The 17,744-nt window shown below is 57.3% G+C and carries 14 protein-coding genes; 7 read left to right on the top strand and 7 right to left on the bottom strand.

Translation table 11 applies throughout. The annotated features are described in order from the left end of the window. Window positions 1-10 precede the first annotated feature (10 nt). Window positions 11-991: an oxidoreductase family protein gene (locus K227x_RS29935; protein WP_145176867.1), complete on the top strand. Its 981-nt coding sequence runs from the start codon at window positions 11-13 to the stop codon at window positions 989-991. 80 nt (window positions 992-1,071) lie between these two features. Beyond that, window positions 1,072-2,643 carry a sulfatase family protein gene (locus tag K227x_RS29930; protein WP_145176864.1) on the top strand — a complete coding sequence of 524 codons (1,572 nt, stop codon included), beginning with the start codon at window positions 1,072-1,074 and terminating at the stop codon, window positions 2,641-2,643. Between the two features lie 413 nt (window positions 2,644-3,056). On the opposite strand, the gene K227x_RS29925 is transcribed toward K227x_RS29930, so the two are convergent. Together K227x_RS29925 and K227x_RS29920 are read right to left on the bottom strand one after the other, a co-directional pair. Beyond that, complete coding sequence (locus K227x_RS29925; RefSeq protein ID WP_145176861.1) at window positions 3,057-3,797, bottom strand: 3-keto-disaccharide hydrolase; 741 nt, start codon at window positions 3,795-3,797, stop codon at window positions 3,057-3,059. Between the two features lie 209 nt (window positions 3,798-4,006). Further along, window positions 4,007-5,980: a dipeptidyl-peptidase 3 family protein gene (locus tag K227x_RS29920; RefSeq protein ID WP_218933649.1), complete on the bottom strand. Its 1,974-nt coding sequence runs from the start codon at window positions 5,978-5,980 to the stop codon at window positions 4,007-4,009. Between the two features lie 25 nt (window positions 5,981-6,005). Here K227x_RS29920 and K227x_RS29915 point away from each other — a divergent pair, with 25 nt between their 5' ends. Further along, window positions 6,006-6,863, top strand: coding sequence for a hypothetical protein (locus K227x_RS29915; protein ID WP_145176858.1), 858 nt, complete (start codon window positions 6,006-6,008; stop codon window positions 6,861-6,863). Between the two features lie 229 nt (window positions 6,864-7,092). Here K227x_RS29915 and rarD read toward each other — a convergent pair whose 3' ends face one another. From rarD to K227x_RS29900, 3 genes are all read right to left on the bottom strand, one after another. Beyond that, a complete protein-coding gene (gene rarD / locus K227x_RS29910; protein WP_145176855.1) occupies window positions 7,093-8,037 on the bottom strand; it encodes an EamA family transporter RarD in 945 nt (314 codons plus the stop codon). 110 nt (window positions 8,038-8,147) lie between these two features. After that, window positions 8,148-9,431, bottom strand: coding sequence for a 3-oxo-tetronate kinase (gene otnK / locus K227x_RS29905; protein ID WP_145176852.1), 1,284 nt, complete (start codon window positions 9,429-9,431; stop codon window positions 8,148-8,150). After that, the gene (locus K227x_RS29900; RefSeq protein WP_246146382.1) at window positions 9,428-10,141 is read right to left on the bottom strand and encodes a cyclase family protein; all 714 of its coding nucleotides are present in this window, start codon (window positions 10,139-10,141) and stop codon (window positions 9,428-9,430) included. The genes otnK and K227x_RS29900 overlap by 4 nt, the downstream gene beginning before the upstream one ends. 179 nt (window positions 10,142-10,320) lie before the next feature. On the opposite strand from K227x_RS29900, the gene K227x_RS29895 reads away from it, so the two are divergent. The 4 genes from K227x_RS29895 to K227x_RS29880 all read left to right on the top strand — a co-directional run bounded on the left by K227x_RS29895 (window position 10,321) and on the right by K227x_RS29880 (window position 14,131). Beyond that, entirely contained in the window at window positions 10,321-10,683 is a 363-nt protein-coding gene (locus tag K227x_RS29895; protein ID WP_145176849.1) for a DUF4112 domain-containing protein, read from the top strand. Window positions 10,684-10,840: 157 nt separating this feature from the next. After that, on the top strand, window positions 10,841-11,101 hold the full coding sequence (locus K227x_RS29890) for a DUF4404 family protein (protein WP_145176845.1): 261 nt from the start codon (window positions 10,841-10,843) through the stop codon (window positions 11,099-11,101). Between the two features lie 85 nt (window positions 11,102-11,186). Further along, window positions 11,187-12,800, top strand: a complete 1,614-nt coding sequence (locus K227x_RS29885; protein ID WP_145176842.1) for an FG-GAP repeat domain-containing protein — start codon at window positions 11,187-11,189, stop codon at window positions 12,798-12,800. A gap of 2 nt (window positions 12,801-12,802) precedes the next feature. After that, entirely contained in the window at window positions 12,803-14,131 is a 1,329-nt protein-coding gene (locus K227x_RS29880) for a tetratricopeptide repeat protein (protein ID WP_145176840.1), read from the top strand. Window positions 14,132-14,205: 74 nt separating this feature from the next. Here the strand turns inward: K227x_RS29880 and K227x_RS29875 are convergent, their stop codons facing one another. Beyond that, the gene (locus tag K227x_RS29875) at window positions 14,206-15,528 is read right to left on the bottom strand and encodes a hypothetical protein (RefSeq protein ID WP_145176837.1); all 1,323 of its coding nucleotides are present in this window, start codon (window positions 15,526-15,528) and stop codon (window positions 14,206-14,208) included. A 106-nt stretch (window positions 15,529-15,634) separates the two neighbouring features. Beyond that, window positions 15,635-17,317 (bottom strand): alginate export family protein, encoded by a 1,683-nt coding sequence (locus tag K227x_RS29870; protein WP_145176834.1) that lies wholly within the window; start codon window positions 17,315-17,317, stop codon window positions 15,635-15,637. Window positions 17,318-17,744: the final 427 nt, after the last annotated feature.

The raw sequence follows: 17,744 nt of genomic DNA, 5'->3' as shown, positions 1-17,744 counted from the left end.
TTGGGTAGTGATGAATCCTGCGATCGCTGATCGAATCCGCCAAGTCATGTCTGCGCGTTCGCTGGGGACGGCCAGCGAAGTGCAATCGCTTTGGAGCGGCTACGGACAGATTCTGCGCGTTCCCCTGGTCGGGGCGGACGTCGCATCGGTGATCGTCAAGCACGTGGTCCCGCCGACCGACCAGGACCATCCGCGAGGATGGAATGGTGACCAATCCCATCAGCGAAAGCTGCGTTCGTATCAGGTGGAATCCTGTTGGTACCAAGATTGGAGCCCGCGCTGCGATGATGCGTGCCGGGTGCCGCACTGCTTTGCCGTCGAACGGACGGATGCCGGATTTCTGATCATCTTGGAAGACCTGGACGCCGCCGGATTGGATCGACGTTGGTCGGGACACGACCAGCGTTCGATTGAATTAGGGCTGACCTTTCTGGCCCACTTTCATGCTCGGTTTCTAGGCCAAACGCCCGTGGGACTTTGGCCCGTGGGCACCTACTGGCATCTGGAGACCCGGCCGGACGAATGGCAAGCGATGGTGGACAGCGGGCTAAAGCGACACGCTGCGTCGATCGATGCGAAACTTCGAAAGTGTCGTTTCCAGACGCTGGTCCACGGGGACGCCAAGGTCGCCAACTTTTGCTATTCAGCCGATGGCCACAGCGTTGCGGCGGTCGACTTTCAATATGTCGGTGGTGGCTGTGGGATGAAGGATGTGGCGTACTTCCTAGGCAGTTGCCTCGATGAAAGCGAATGCGAACGTCAGGAAGAAAGGCTGCTATCGCACTATTTCGAAACGCTGCGACGTTCGCTGCGGCCGACCGAATCGGCCGAATGGATCGACCAATTGGAATCCGAGTGGCGACAGATGTACCGGTTTGCTTGGGCGGATTTCACACGGTTCATGATGGGGTGGTGTCCGGGGCATCACAAACTGAACCGATACAGCCGCCGGATCGCCGACGAGGTCGTGGCAGCAATCGAATCAGTCTAAGCAAGCGATTGGGTTATAATCGGGGACATTGCGACAGATTGAATCGTCAATTGCCCTCTTACCCAACAACATGGATATTCATGCGAAAGTTTCATCTGCTGGTAGGCTTGCTACTGGTCGGCTGCCATAGCCTTGCCGCGTCCGCCGTCCAGACGGACTCGAGTCCATCCGATCCTAATCATGCGGGTTCGCAGCAGCCCAACGTCATCGTGATCATGGCCGACGATCTTGGGTTCGGTGACGTGTCTTGTTACGGAGCGACCGAGTTCGAGACGCCGAATATCGATCGGATGGCCGCCGAAGGCCAACGATTCACCAGCGGCTACTGTTCGGCATCGACGTGCACGCCGACACGCTATTCCTTTTTGACAGGGACCTACGCGTTTCGAAAAGACGGCACCGGCGTGGCGCCACCCAACAGCCCCGCGTTGATCCGACCCGGGACGCCCACGGTTGCATCGGTGTTGAAGGGGGCCGGATACAAGACGGCCGTGATTGGCAAATGGCACCTTGGTTTAGGCGACACCGAACCGGAGTGGAACGGTGATCTGAAACCGGGCCCACTGGAAATTGGTTTCGATCATTGTTTCTTGTTGCCAACGACCAACGATCGTGTGCCACAAGTCTTTGTCGAAGACCATCGGGTGTTGAACTTGGACCCTGCCGATCCGCTTTGGGTGGGCCGCAAAAAGCCATCGCCCGATCATCCCACCGGGATCACGCATCGCGACACGTTGTCGATGGATTGGTCCCACGGTCACAATCAGACCATCCACAACGGGATCAGCCGTATCGGTTTTTACACCGGTGGCCATGCCGCTCGATTCCGCGATCAGGATCTCAGCGACCACTGGGTCGATCAATCCAAGTCATGGATCAAAGCAAACCAGGATTCGCCCTTCTTTCTATTCTTTGCATCGCATGACGTGCATGTGCCACGCGTGGTGCATGAACGCTTTGTTGGCACTAGCGGATTGGGCCCACGCGGCGACGCCATCATCGAACTGGACTGGTGCGTCGGCCAACTGTTGGACACCTTGGATGAACTGAAATTGGCCGACAACACCTTGGTCGTTTTCTGCAGCGACAACGGTCCGGTACTGGATGACGGTTACAAAGATGATGCCATCGAAAAGATCGGCAAGCACAAGCCTGCCGGTCCCTATCGCGGCGGCAAGTACAGCGTTTTCGAAGGCGGCACCCGCACTCCGTTGATCACTCGTTGGCCCGGCAGAATTCCGGCCGGCGTCAGTGACGAAATGGTCTGCACGATCGACTTTTGCGCCAGCCTTGCGAAGTTGGCCGGTACCGAACTGCCCGCGGACGGTTGCTTGGACAGCTTTGATGTTTCCGACGCGTTTCTGGGTCGACCAGGAGCCAAGGGACGTGATTACTTGGTCCAACAAGATAACGGCAGCAAAGGGAATTATGGACTGCGAACGGCCAACTGGAAACTGTTGCGACACGATTCCAAACAGACCTACAACTCGGAACTGCGTCTGGTACGCGAGCCGATGGAACGTTTCCAACTTCACGACCTGTCGGTCGATCCAGGTGAACGCAACAACGTGATCGCTGAACACCCGGAACTGGCCGATAAGTTGAAAGCCAAATTGGCATCGGTGATCCAGGATGGACGAAGTCGACCGTAACTTCGCCGCTCGCCGAACCGAACGGGCCCGATACCAGCAGGTAGCGCCAGGGTTCGTTCAATGGATGAGCCGTTTGGGTGATAGCCCCGGTTCATGGGTGACGAAACCGAGGCTATCGGGCTGCTGATTTAGGCGAGCTTTCAACCGCAATGGTGAGCCGCTGGTCGTGAGGCCACGGGCAATTCCCGGCCGCTCACGCGATCACGGCTTGCTAAATCAGCACACCGCTATCGCTATGGGGAGTTGCTAGGTGCGTTTACCTATCGGTTCGCGTCCAAGAAGTGACCAACTTCGCTACCGGTCACGTTCATTGGCCGTGATCTGATAGCGAACATCAGCGCACAAAAAAAGCGGGCCCCGAGTTGGTACTTGGGGGCCCGCTTTGCTGGATGTTCCACTGAAACGTTGGTTGACTACTTCAGCGATTTGATGCGGATGTCTTTGAACTCGGCCCACATCGGTTTGCCGGCGTGCAATTGCAATCCGAACAGACCTTCCGAGAATCGCTTTTCAGGATGGTTATCGGTGAAGTCCAACAACAGCTTGCCGTTGAGGAAGTGTTGGATGTGGTTGCCTTTGGCACGAATCACGACATCATTCCAATCGTCGACCTTCATCAGCTTTTTGAAATCAGCTTGGCTCATCAGGTCATTTCGCAGGACCTTTTTGCCGTCTTCATTCCACTCGGCAACTTCGCCGACGATGCAGATGCGACCGCGGCTGCCACGTTCGTCGTAGATGAATCCAGGAACGTTGGGGTAGTCTTCTTCGTTGCGGCCTTCGTACTGATATCCCTTCAAGACCCAATCGTTCTTGACCTTTTCGGTGACGTGCTGGGACCGGTACATGATGCCTGAATTATTGACGGCATTGCAACGGAACGACAAACGGACTTCGAAGTCTTTGATCGGGTCTTTCCAGATCAGGAAGGTGTTGCCTTGAGCGACGTTTTCGGGAGTCGTTTCACCGTGGATGACGCCATCTTTGACGGACCACAGTCGGGAATCGCCGTTCCAGCCGTCCAGATTGGTGCCGTTGAAGATCACCGTCATGTCGTCGGTTTCGGCCGGAGCCGTAGTCACCAAATCTTCGGCGGTGGCGACAGTGCCAATCGACAACGCAGCCAGCAATGTCCAAGCAAAAACACGAACCATACAAAACTCTCCGAGGGGGGGGTGAATGCCGGAAATCGGCGGATGGGTATCGTCAAAACGTTCTGGAGTATGACTCAAGGCCGTTCCAGACTCAAACGGTAAGGTCGATCGATCACCGGATTCCGGCCATCCGAGCCATGCCAGGGGCCGCCAAATGGCATTTTCGTCACGGTGCAGATGAATCGAACTCAGGTTTCCAGCAGGGGGGCCTACAACCCCAGCACATCCTTGCCCTGGCGGAATACGACGTCGACCGGGATGCCTTTCTGGCTAAGCCGGTCCAAATCGGCTTGCAACTGGTCGCTGATGACGCCCTTGGCTTTGACCAACTCGGTCACGCCCGCGTAGTCGCCGTCACCCTGCAATCGCAGCAGCAGGGATGACAGATCGCGAGCCGCTTTTCGGAACTTGGGAACGTCCACCCGGTACTTGCCGTCGGCTTGTCGCTGGAATGCGCCGGCATCGCGAAAGAAGTTGAACCGAATCATGTTGGCCTTGCCGTGCGCACTGGACGCACCAAAGCGAACGCTGCGGAAGATCCCCGCCATGAACGTGACATAGAAATCTTCCAGGTCCTCGGTGATTTCGCCCTTCTGATGCAGTTGGTTGATCATGTGCAGCCCCAGGATGTCCGCCTTGCCCTCCTCGATCGCGCCGGCGTGTTCCTTCAGCGCCGTTCGGACCGGGCCGCGACCGTTGATGGTGTTCTTGATCCCCAAACCGTGGGCGACTTCGTGGAACATCGTGTTGCTAAAGAACGCATCAAAGGTGATGTGTTGGCGTTGGTCATCGACGATCAGTTCGTCCGCAATCGGCAACAGGATCTTGTCGAACTTCGCTCGCATCGCATTCTTTAACTGCAATCGTCGTGTGCCTTTTTCAAGTTGCACCTGTTCGTCATTGGGCAGGTTGATGGCGATCGTCTTGGAACCTGAATTGCAGTCGCCGGCATAGTAGATGACGTCATACGCATTCAGTTCGGTATCACTGCCGGGTTTTTCCTGCTTGTAGGCGTCTTCGATCGGCAGCGAGGTTTGCAGTTCGGGCAGAAACGCAGCGTACTTTGCCAGCCGATCGCTCCACTGTTTATCCTTGACCAATACATACGCCTCGTGCGCCGTCTTGTATCCGTACAGTTGGTCTTCGTAGTTTTCGATGGGACCGATCACAACGTCGATCGTGTTGTTGTGCATGTCCAACCACGCCATATCGCTGGGGCGGTAGTCGTCGCTTAGCAACGCATCGGCACGCAGCATCAGGTAGTGTTTCAGCCCAGCGTCTTCGGCCAACCCAGCGGCCTGGGTCAGCAGATCAGCGGCTTGCTTCATCTCGCTGGCAAATTGCTGGTGGTAGGGAACCGTTTTCAGCGACCCGTCCTCGGCTCGCCGGATGAACGTGTACAGTCCGTCTTTGCCCGGCAGATTGGCCTGTTCGAACTCTTCCTTGGTCATGTCGGTCGGATAAAAGTTGGCACCGGCCGGTTTGGCGTTTACACCCGGCACGAACGGGCGGTTGCCCGCCAAGCGATCCCAGGGGCCATAGTTGATGACGGCAAATTGCTTGATCGCCGGCGCCTCGATGCCAGCCAGAAGTGAGTCTCGGTCGCCATAGGCTTCGTACCAAAAACAACCGTCCATGATCTGGGCCGCTTCGATCAACAGGCCAATCATCTTTCGCTGTTTGGACGATAGCGCCGACATGTCGGTGGTCAATTCGACCTTGACGTACTGTTTCAACCGCTGCTGGGCATCGCTGCTGGCCGATTCCACGTCGTTGGGCCGAACCGATTCCTGTGCCAGCGATGACGACAGCGGAATCGAAAGAAGGGAGGTGACCAGAATCGGAAAAATCAGTTTTCGCATGATGCAGACTGGGCGTAGGGAAAGGAATGCGGGTGGCTTGGATCGGAACGGATCGATGCACATCAACCAAGTGATTTCCAGTTTAGCCCAGTTGATCGATGTTCGGCTGGGTGCAAAACAGGTTTCATCACCCCAAGGTTCGTGCTGGCAGGCCTGCCGGTGCGTCGGGAAACGGTTGTTGCGAAACACTGCAAATGTGCGATTGTGCAACGCGCGGATCGACTGGCAATCGCTGAATTCGCCCCGAAAAACCGGCTCGATGCCCGTTGGCACAGCAACTGCAACGCTGTCCGCCGGACCGTCATCGGAACGGTGATCCATTCGAACGAGACAAAGGAAGTGATCGATGGGAATTAGAGATCGAAAACGCGTGGCGATGCTTGTTCGGGTGGTCATGGTTTGGGGCGCCATGGTGATGGTGGCCGCCATCGGCGGGACAGCTTGCGCCAACGAGAACCAGGATGCTGCGAATCTGTTCGATGCGATCGACGCCCATCAGGTCGAGGCGAAGTTCATTCCGGCTGATTCGACCGAGGCCCGATTGATCGTTGCGAATCTGACTGACCAACCGGTTCTGCTGCGTCTGCCATCGGCTTTCGCCGCGGTGCCGGTGTTGGCTCAGTTTGGCAATCAGCAAGGTCCGGGCGGCGGCCAGGGTGTCGGCGGCCAACAAGCAGGCGGCGGCCAGGCGGGTGGTGGCCAAACCGTTGGTGGCGGACTCGCCGGGCAAGGCAATGGTCAGGGGATCGGCCAGGGCAATGGGCAAGGCAACGGACAGATTGGCGGTTTCATGCGGATTCCGCCCGCCAGATCGATGCGAATCAAAATTACCACCGTGTGTCTGCAGCACGGCAAACCAGAACCCAGCCCCCGGATGGATTACCAAATCGTTCCACTGTCCGACTTCACATCCGACCCGGTTGTCACCGCAACCTGCGAAAGTCTGGGACGCGGTCAGATCACTCAATCCGTGGCTCAAGCCGTCGCATGGCATACCTTGGATGAAATTCAGTGGGATCAACTGGCACACAAAAATCGTTTCGAATCAAAGTACGTTGGCCAGATCAAGTACTTTAGTGCCGAAGACCTGACCGAGGCCAAGGCTTTCGTCAGCGAGCGGCAACCGGACACGACGCTGACGTCCAGCCGTTCGTCATCCGTCGCGAATGAAACCGAATCAGTATCGCAGTATTCTAAAAACTGATGATAGAAAGTAGGGCCGGTTCCTACCGGCCGGTCAAAGTGGCCCTGTCACAGCAGCCCGATCACAAGATGGCCGGTGGGAACCGGCCCTACTAGTATTCCATGTCAGCGAGACGTTCGGGCAAACGTCGTAGCGGAAGTCGTCAAGACTTTCGTAAATCATGGCGAGGCCGAAACTCTTGACGAGTTCCGCTACCCGAAAACCAAGGTGCAGCGAAGCACTAGTGCGACTAGCGGTCGTATTCCAGTTGGGTTTCGTGGTTGGCGGTCGGGCGTCTGATACGGTTCAGAACGTGGTCGCCGGCGATGAACACCAACACGCCGGCCCAAACGAATGCAAACCCGATAAATTTGGTCGTGCTGACAGGTTCGCCCAACACGATCGCACCAACGATCCACTGTAACGTCGGTCCGATGTACTGCAGAATCCCGATGGTCGACAGCGGGACCCGTTTGGCGGCGACGGCGAACAGAGCCAAGGGTGTGATCGTGATCGCACCGCCACAGACCAGCAAGATCCAGGTGGCCGTCGATAGCGGCTGACCGTCCACCGATGGCGGCGCCAGGCAAAGGTAGGTCGCCGCAAAGGGAAACAGGATGCCCGTTTCCATCGCCAACCCTTCGAATGGGCCCAGCGTTGCTTTCTTTTTCAGCAGCCCGTACAGCCCGAACGAAAGAGCCATCGTCAATGCGATCCACGGAACGCCTTCCCCTGCAACCGCCATCACACCAACGCCGATGGCGGCCAGCACGACGGCAACTCGCTGCGGCACTCTCAACCGCTCGTGAAGGATCACGACTCCCAACAGCACGTTCACCAGCGGATTGATGTAGTAACCAAGGGAAGCCTGCAAGACACGATCGGTGCCGACCGCATACAGGAACGCCAGCCAATTGATTCCGATCATGACCGCAGCGGTCGCATAGATCGCCAAAGTTCGGCGACCGTGCCATTTCCAAAAACTGCGCCGCAACCGGGGCACGATCGTGCACAACGTCGCCAAGATTAGGAACGACCAGACGACTCGGTGGGCGGTCAGTGAAAACGAAGAAACCGATCCCACCATCCGCCAATACAGTGGGAAGAAACCCCAGCAAACGTGTGCTAGCAGCGCACACACCACTCCGATTCGAAACGATCGCGAATCAGATTCGTCGTTGTGCGAAGTGGTCAATGAAGTCTCGATACGCAGAAAAAGTGGTGTCGACAGAAAACGGTTCGACCGGATGGCGATATCAAACGTTGCTGCTTAGTCTGACCAGACACGGATTCCGCGTGAAGCGTTCACTCGCCTTGGGGAGTTGGATCGGCCAGTGATGCGCCGATAGCGGTGCGGAAGAACGTTGTGGACCCGAAATTGCCGGATTTCAATGCCAAGGCGATCGGGGGGGACCCAAGCGACTCGGTCCACGGGACTCCTGGCGCGATCTCGTCGCCAATCCGTATCGCCTCGACGCCCAGTCGTTCGACGATTGCACCCGAGGTTTCACCGCCGGCAACGACCAACCGCCGGATACCCTGCTGGACCAAATAAAAACCGAGTTCGCTGAGCAACGATTCCACCACGGCGGCGGCTTCGGATCGCCCATGACCGGCATGAATCCGAGCCAGTGATTCTGGGTCGACGGTGGACGAGATCAGAAACGGGCGATCGCCACTTTGGTCGTCGACCCAGCGTTTCGCTTCGCCCAACACGTCCTCGCCGCGACAGGCGCGTTCCACATCCAGTGTCAGTGCTGGATGGTCACGGACAAATTCTTGCACCTGAGCCTGGGTGGCTTGGGAACAACTGCCTGCCAAAACCGCTGATCGACCATTGGACGGGATCGGAATGTCGGCGGTGACGGAAGTGGGTTCCCGGCGATCTTGCAAAACCTGGGCGATGAATCCCGCAATGGCGGATCCTCCGGTGACCAATCGATGATCGGCAACCGTGGTTGCGATGCCGGCTAAATCATCATTGTCGATCGCATCGGTGATCACCAACGGTCCCGCATCGGCCAATCGGCGGGCAAAGGTTCCGTCGGACACTTCGCCATCACGCGGCGCCGTCACCAGACTGACCGGCTGTTTCGATTGACCAGCCAATACACGCACCAAGTTGGCATCCGTCATCGGGTTCAGCGGATGATGCTGCATCCCACTTTCGCTCAGCAGCGATCCACCGACAAACAGGTGTCCTTGATAGACGGTGCGGCCGTTTTCGGGAAAGCTAGGACAAAAGATGGTTTGCGGAACATCCAAGCAATCCATCAACGCTTCGGCCACCGGGCCGATGTTGCCCGCGGGAGTCGAATCGAACGTGCTGCAGTACTTGAAAAAGAATCGCTGCGTGCCGATCGATTGCAACCATTTGGCCGCGTCGCAGGATTGTTGGCAAGCCAAGTCAGCGTCGATGGATCGCGATTTCAGCGCCACCACGACCGCGTCAAACCCGTCGACCAGCGACGGTGTTTGGGGGATGCCAAAGCACTGGACCACTCGCATGCCGCTGCGGCGCATCAGCCCCGCCACGTCGGTGGCGCCTGTAAAGTCGTCGGCGATGCATCCAATCAATGGGCCATTCATAACGACGCTCCCTGTTGCGGTTGACGGTGGAATCCAAATGCGGAAGTCGGTGCGGGTTCGTCACCCGGCACAATCGCGATCGCGCGTACGGGGCATCCATCCCCGTCGGCAACCCGCAATGGTAAGGCGATGAACTGGCATTCGGGAACCGGGATTTGGTCCAATCCAATCAATCCTTCGACGATCACGATCCCTCCGCGAAACAGTATATGATGAACTTCGGTGACTTCGTCGATGTTGTTGACATCCGCGACCGATGGGGGTTCGACGCCAACCAGCCGAACCTGTTTTTGAACCAACCAATGGGCTAGTTCGGCCGAAATGCGAGGCAGGTGGTCGCGGTACTCGGGCGACGGATAACGGTGGTGCCAATCGGTCCGCAGCAACAATCGGGCACCGGGTGCCAGATCTTCACCGGCGGCATCCATGAATCGATCAATGGTGATCGATTCGGATGGTTCCACGGGTGCCAAGTTGATGATCCGCGCGACGCCACAGCAGGCTTCCAGATTCAATTGGTCAAGGGTTTCGCCGTCGGGCAAAAAGTGACAGGTCGCGTCCATGTGCGTGCCACAGTGGGAATACAGATTCAACCGAGTCGCCCGCCATCCGTCGGTTGCGATAGACTTCATCGGCTGGACCGTCGCGTTGGGCAGGCGAGAATCAATCGGAAGCGTCAGATCGATGATTTGGCGAATCGGGTGGGGCATGAACGAAGGTCTCCGGATGTGAAATTCAACACGCGCGTCCGTCACCAGACTGCGAACCGATCGCGGCATCATGGTCGTCCCGATTGACGCCGCTGCCACAGTGTAAGTTGCCAGCCAATTGGGTGCCTATCCGTTGTTCTGCGTTCCACCCGATCCGTTTCATCCTTCGATGGTCCCCCATGCCCGACGACGAACAGCTTCGACAAATCCAGATGCGGACCGAATGGTTTGCCAAGTTGATGGACGAAGCCATCGAAATTCCGATCATCAAGGTGCGATTGGGGTGGGACAGCCTGATCGGGTTCATCCCGGCGATCGGCGACTTTGCAGGCCTTTTGATGCACGGTTACCTGCTGACGCAGGCCTATCGTGCCGGGGCCCGCAAACGGGTCTATCTGAAGATGTTGTGGTACGCACTGATCGATTTCCTAATCGGCGTGATCCCCTTTCTGGGCGACATCTTTGACATATTTTGGAAGAGCAATCGCCGCAGCGCCAACCTGCTGCGTCGGGAAATCGCTCGGCAAACCAAGACGGACTGATGCCGATCCATCGATCGCCTTGGATGGGGTTGTCGACTAGAATAAGCAGCGTAAGGCAACAGACGGCCGACCACGGTTGTTTGACCACGATCCGCCATCACCAGGTTCGCCTGCCGCAGATTTCCCGTCGTCCCTGAATCCATTTTTCGAGACCGTTATGAACCACCGCGAGTTGACCGAGGCACTGGAAGTCGTCCACCGCGAACTGTCCGATGCCCAGGATCTGGATCCACAAGATGTCGAAAAATTGCAAACCACGATGGCCGAAATCGAAGTGGTGCTGAAGAAGAATTCGCAAACGACGTCACAGCTAAGCGACAATGTCACCCATGCGGCGACCACGTTCGAACAGTCGCACCCGCGGTTGACCGAAACGTTGGGGCGAATCGCCGACATGTTGCAACAGATGGGCATCTAAGGACCCATGATTCGTCGTCGGTTCCGAACCTCTGCATCACGGGGGTTCGTCGATCGCTTCCACCGTCGTCGCGAAAAGTGCTCGGATGAATAGTCGTTGCTGTTACTCTCCCAACCGACGCCCCTGGATGGTGAGTTCGGTGGCGATTTGGATGGTGGGTTCGCTGTTGCTGTGCGTGGTCGGGTGCGGACCTTCGCCCGATGCCGTTGGGATGATGGACGCCACCGATCTAGCAACCGACCGGGATCGCCCGAAATCGGACGTCGCCATCGCAGCGTTTTGCGGGGATTGCCACGTGTTCCCGCCACCCGCCAGTTTCCCCCGTCACCGTTGGCGGCACGAAGTCGAAACCGCATTCCAAATCTACCACGAATCGCTTCGAACCGATCTGGTGCCGACGGATTTGGAGGCGACGGTGGCGTGGTTCGAATCTCACGCACCCGACGAATACGACTTCACGCTCGTTGGAACTGACAACACGCCGGACACCGCCCAGCGATTTGAAAAGATTGAAATCGCGAATCAGCCGCAGCTCCGCTCGGTGACCCACCTCCGTCGGCTCGATCACGGACAGTTTTTGGTCTGCGATCTGTACAGTGGCCAAGTCACTCGAATGGCGATCGATCAGGGGCGTATCGAACCCACCGTGCTGACACAGGTGGCCGATCCGGTCCATTCAGAACCGACCGACTTAGACGGGGATGGTGAAATCGACTATCTGGTTGCCGACATGGGCAGCATCGTTCCGGCCGACCAACGCTATGGCACGCTATGCTGGATCCATTCGAATGTGCAGGGCCGCGATGCGGCGCCGCAAGCCACCGACGCGGCGAACCAGCGATGGAAAACCGAACTTCTGCAGACGGGGCTGTCCCGAGTATGTGACGCCAGGCCAATCGATTATGACCAAGACGGTGACCAAGACATTGTCGTTGCCGAGTTTGGGTTTCGATTCGAAGGGGCGATCCATCTGCTGACCAACACCGGACTGGTCGACGGCATTCCACAATTCCAGTCGCGTGTGATCGATGATCGCAACGGAGCCATCCACGTTCCACCGGTCGACATCAACGGGGACGGACGGATGGACATTGTCACGTTGGTGTCACAGCAACATGAAACCATGGATGTTCATCTGAACCTTGGCAACGGCCAATTCGATACCCGCCGAATTTTTGCAGCCGCCGATCCGGCTTATGCGTCCAGCGGCATCGAGGTCACGGATTTGGATCAGGACGGTGACCTGGATATCTTGTACACCAACGGGGACACGTTCGACGACCATACGGCCAAGCCATTTCATGGCATCGCTTGGCTTGAAAACGAAGGCGAGTTTCCCTTCACGCATCACCGATTGACTTCGATGCCAGGCGTCTACCGCGCGGTCGTTGGTGATATCGATCTGGATGGTGATTTGGACATCGCTGCGGTGGCCTTGATCAGTCGATCTGCCTCGTTCGACGCATCGGATTCCGATCGATCCGCGGATGATCGATTCGATGGTGCGATCTGGTTGGAACAGACCGCCCCCGGTGAATTTGCCCGCCATCGTCTACTGTCGGGCCAATGCGATTGGGCATCCTGTGAATTGATGGATCTTGATGGCGACGATGATCTGGATCTGCTGCTAGGGCGTTACGACCAAGACACCCGCATGTCGGATCCGGTGGTCTATTTTCGCAATCGGACGAATCCCTAGCGATGGCAAAACGACACAGGAAGAACGGTTCTGGAAAGGAGCATGTCGATCGGCGCCAACCGCCCGGCGAAGTCCAGAATGATCGTAAACGAAGAAGTGTTCGCACGCTCGTTGCGGCCGTCCTGGCCACGTTGGTGGTGATCGCTGGGATGCTTTGGTGGATACCGGGGCGACACATCCAGCATGCCGAACAGGCCATTGGGCAGTGGCGATTCCAGAAAGCGCAACAGCACCTGGCCGACTATCCGGCGTGGGGGATGGACCGCGGACGAGTCTATTATTTGCTGGCCCGGGTGGCCCGCCAACAAGACGGATACGCGCTGGCCCAGGAACATCTTCGCACCGCGACGTCAGGCGGTTTCGATCGCCAAGCTGTCCAACGTGAACGAGATCTTTTGGATGTACAGAACGGGGACCTGAACCCTGCACTGTTGCAGAAACTAGAAATCCATTTGGATCAGGCGCCTGACGATCGGCCCGCGATCTACGAAGCCTACGCGTTGGGGCACGCGGGTTTAGGTCAGACGTCTTCGGCAATCGATTTGCTAGATCGATGGATCGAACAGTTCCCAAGCGACGGTCGCCCGTACTACTGGAAAGGGTTTATCGACCTTCGCAGTGACGATGAAGATTCAGCGCTCACGATGTTTACCGAATCGGCCAGACGCGATCACGCGTTGGTAGAAAGCCACCTTGGCAAGGCACAAATCCTATCCAATCGATCGCAAGATGGCGCTGCATTGGTGGCCTATCAAGATGCATTGGAATCGGCGCCCGAGCGGTGGGACATTCGGATCCAGATGGCGGAAACGTTGTGGCGAATGCAGCGGCAATCCGATGCCGTTCGCATTCTAGAACCGATCGCTCGCAGCGATGCATCCGTCTATCCGGCTGGCCGTCGACTGGCCCAGTACTACAGTTTGCAGCATCAACCCGATGACGTGATTTCGACGTTGACGCCGATGTTAAAGTTCTTTCCCGAGGACGCTAGTTTGAACTATTTGCTGGCAGACGCGCTGACCCAAAAATCGCAGCATGATCGTGCCGGCGAAGCGATGGATCGGTTCTATCGCGCCAATTCCGTCGTCGATACGTTGCGTTACGCGCGCTCGGAAGTGATCCGCCAAGCCGATCCGGAAAAACTAGCCTCCGTCGCATCGACGTATCGCCAGTTTGATTGGGTGAAAGCCAGAGACTGGCTGGAAACGGCAACCAAGGTGCTGCCCGCCAACCCGCTGCTGCACCGGCAACGTTCGGAAGTGCTACGCGAAAACGGATTCTTTGACGCAGCGACCCGCGAACAAAACATCGCCGACACTCAGTCGTTGTAGCCTTGTGGCTGACCTTGATTGGAAGATCGCGGTGGGAACGATCCGTCGTCGGGAATCGCAAATCATCGGCCCGGTCACGGTCGTGACAGCCAGTATTGTCTTCTGGCTCGATCGATGTCGGCAGCATTGAATAGAAAGTTTTCGGATCGTTGGCCGGTCCACCGATCCGAAACGCCTTGGAACCGGCCGCGGATCTCGCTGCCCAAATCATGACGATCAGCAAACATCGATGCGATCGCCAATTGGTATCTGGCCTGCGGATAGATTGGAACCTTGCGGGATTGCAGCGACCATCGATCCATCGCCAGAGTCTGCCAACCGTCGCCATCGTTGTCGGGATCAAACAGGGCTGCGACCGAATCATCGAATTCGGACACGGCTGTGCGATGGACTTGAATATCCACTCGGCTGGTGTGGGGTGAATACAGCGACCATGACAACCAATGGTCCCACCATCCTGATCGTTCCCCCAACGGCGCGATCAAGGCAAAGATCACGACCCCGATCACAAACGGTGCGGCAACCGAATTCGGCAGCACGGAATGGACGTCGGTCGGAGTCGGATGGGACTCCGATTCGTCCAGCTGGTTCTTGCTGGGCACCTTGTCGTCCGTTGGCCGGATCGACCGCGCATCGATCCAAAACCACCGATAGGCTTGGAACAGCAAGGCCACGTTCCAAACCAAAACGCCCAGGCTGTGATCCAGTCGCCAAGGACCAAGCACGAAGATCAGGGATGTGTGCATCGCCATCACCCCTAGCCCCGCCGCGGGCCGCGTGCGGCGAAACAGGATTCCGATGGCCAACAACATCTCTAGACCTGGAAACAACAATGCCAGCTTGGATCGTTGTTCGATATCCATCCGTTCGGCGAACCCGCCCAGGGCCGCGGTCAACGTCTGCAGAAAATCTTGGCCCACCGTATGAGTGAACTGGAAATCAAACTTTCCCAGGGCGCTATAGAAGTACACGCTAGCCGCCATCGGGATCAACCAACGCCGCAGCGATCGTTGGTTCAACGTGGCGAACATCATCCCATAGATCGCCAACTGGTAGGCCCACGGTTGCAGCCGATGTTGGTCCAGCATGAACGAAATCAGCAAGCCGGCGACGACCAACCACCAGCACCACCGACGGGTGCCCAAGACGGCCGCCACCAAACCGATGACGACAAGACTGCTGGTGACGATCTCCGCCATCGGCAATCTGGCCGCAGCGATGCTCTGGACCAGCGGGAACAGCGGGGCCGACGGATAGGCCGGCGGGGATCCCGTCATCAGGGATTGTGATGGAAACCACAGTCGCCAAGTCGACGCGATCAGCAACAACGCGAACACGGCCCAGACACGGGCAAACGGCCTTTCGATCAGTGAACGTGTGGCGTCGATTGTCTTCATCCGATGGTCACCAAAACCCCGACCCGGCTAGGCACAGGAAAGCCAGATCCTATGCTTTGCCGCCGATCGGGTACAGGATGTCGCTGATCGCTATCTCGCTGATCGCTTAGAAATTCAGCGTGTACTGCGAATAGAAGAAATCAGCATCGTTGGTGCCGATGATCTTGTCGCCACGCCAAAGGTGCGAGTAGCCGAACAGGATATCTGACCGCGGTCCAATCGTGTAACTGGCGACCAAGTCCAATTCGTTGCCGAAGTCGTCGTCGACCAGATTCTGGTTGGATGGAACGGCCACGCCTGGGATCACGTCCCCTTTTTCGTCGGCGCCTAGGTAGTAGTACCAAGCCAGAAGTTTCATCTTCTTCGAAGGCGACATCGTCAACAGAGCGTTTGGCGACGAGATGTTCGAACGCGCGGCGGCATCGATGAAGCCGAGATACTTGTGAGCCAACGGGAACAGTTGGTTGTATCGGTTGAATGAACCACCGGCATCATTGCCCGAAGCGTAATCGTAGTACGTCCACAACGTGGGTTTCCAGGCGACGTCCTTGAATTGGTATCCCAGACCGGCGGTAAAGAATCCGGCCCGATGGTCAAGACCAAGGCCCTGTTGTTTGCCCGTCTGATAGGCTCCTTCGACATCGAACATTAGCGGTCCATTGGCTAGTTTGCCGTTCACTCGGCCGCCAAAGGTGTGCAACTCGAAATTGGTGGTGACCGGAGCACCTTGGATGTCGTTGTCGTATCCGAGGTAATACAAGTCGGTGTTGTGTCCGCCGAAACCTTTGCCCGATGCATAGACTCCGTAGAACGACTGGTCATAGTCGGCTTCATCAAAATCAAAAGCGGTGACGGGGACCAGGTTGGTAAAGAACGGGTCGATGGTCCAGTCGCCGACTTGGATGGTTCCTCGGACGCCTTCGAAGGTACGCCGAGTGTTGGCCCAATCCAGCGGCGACACAACACGCTGCGATCCAAACAACAACTCTTGCCGACCGATGCGAACCGAGGCGTTGTCGGTCAATTGCAGATCGACGAATAGGTTCAGGATATCGGCAGAGTTGCGATCGATCGGGCGAGGGATGTAGGCGCTGTTGGCGGTAGCGTCCGCGAAGATACCTTCGGCATAGACCCGCACGTCATTGTTGATCTTCCAGTTGTTGTAGACCCGTAAACGCGACAACAAAAAGTCGTTTTTCGTGTCCTGGAATCCTGACCGGCCAGCCTGTCGGCCCATGCCCGCTTCGTGGTGATATCGCAGCCGCAGTTGGCCGCCAACATCAAGCGTGCCAAGCTTGCCACCGGCAACGGGCATCAACTTCAAGCAGTCGCCGAAACACTCGCTTTGATTGCACGGGTCTTTCAGATAGCTGAAATCGTTTGCATAGAACACACCCTTATGCGAATCAGCACAGCCTGCTTTCGTCGCGGCTGGTTTCGCGGTCGCCGAGGCACAACCACAGGCATCACAGCCGCCGATTTCGTCGCATCCCGCTAGGCAACTGCAACCGTCACCGGCCTGATCGCATGCGCTGGCACGGTTGGGCAACAGGCAGGAATCAAAGCCAACGGGCGCCACTTCGCTGTCCATCACCAGCGACGTGACCTGATGGGGATCAGCGACCTCGGTGACCGCTATCTGCGATCCAACCGCGTCGGGATCTGACAGCACTGTGTCGGCGTTGATCGCGCTGGTGACCTGGGCCATCAGTGGCGCCGAGTGCTGCATTCCTGCAGCAGCCATGGCCGCGATTAGCAGCCCTGTGAACCTACGTTTTGAATTGGACATGTCTGATTTTGCCTTCCTAGCGAGATCAATGACGGTGTTTGTTGATGTTGATAGACGTTCGCCCAAGTGGGATCCACCAAAGCGAAATCGTCCATTGCACTGCGTAGAATCCGATCTACCGGGACAAATTCAGATCGCCGCCATACATCGTTGTTCGACCACTTCGACCTCCGACCGCACCTTCACCGCCAGATCCCTTAGAAGCCGCACAGGCGGGCAATCGATACAGCCGGGTAATCGGTACAGGCGGTCAAGCGGCGTTCGTCGGTACCGCATTCGGTCGGTGCAGCCTGTCCGGTTGGGCCGCTTGGGAACCGACCGCAAATACACCGGATCGAGCCACGGTTGGCCCGCGTTGGTCCGCAATCTAAGCAGCCGAAACGCGTCGTTTTTGGCGGCGATCCGTCCTCGGAATGCGGGTTTGCGC

The sequence above is a fragment of the Rubripirellula lacrimiformis genome, assembly GCF_007741535.1.
Classification (GTDB): Bacteria; Planctomycetota; Planctomycetia; order Pirellulales; family Pirellulaceae; genus Rubripirellula; species Rubripirellula lacrimiformis.
Note: the sequence above shows the minus strand (reverse complement) of the source record. Positions and strands in the feature narration are given on the sequence as shown.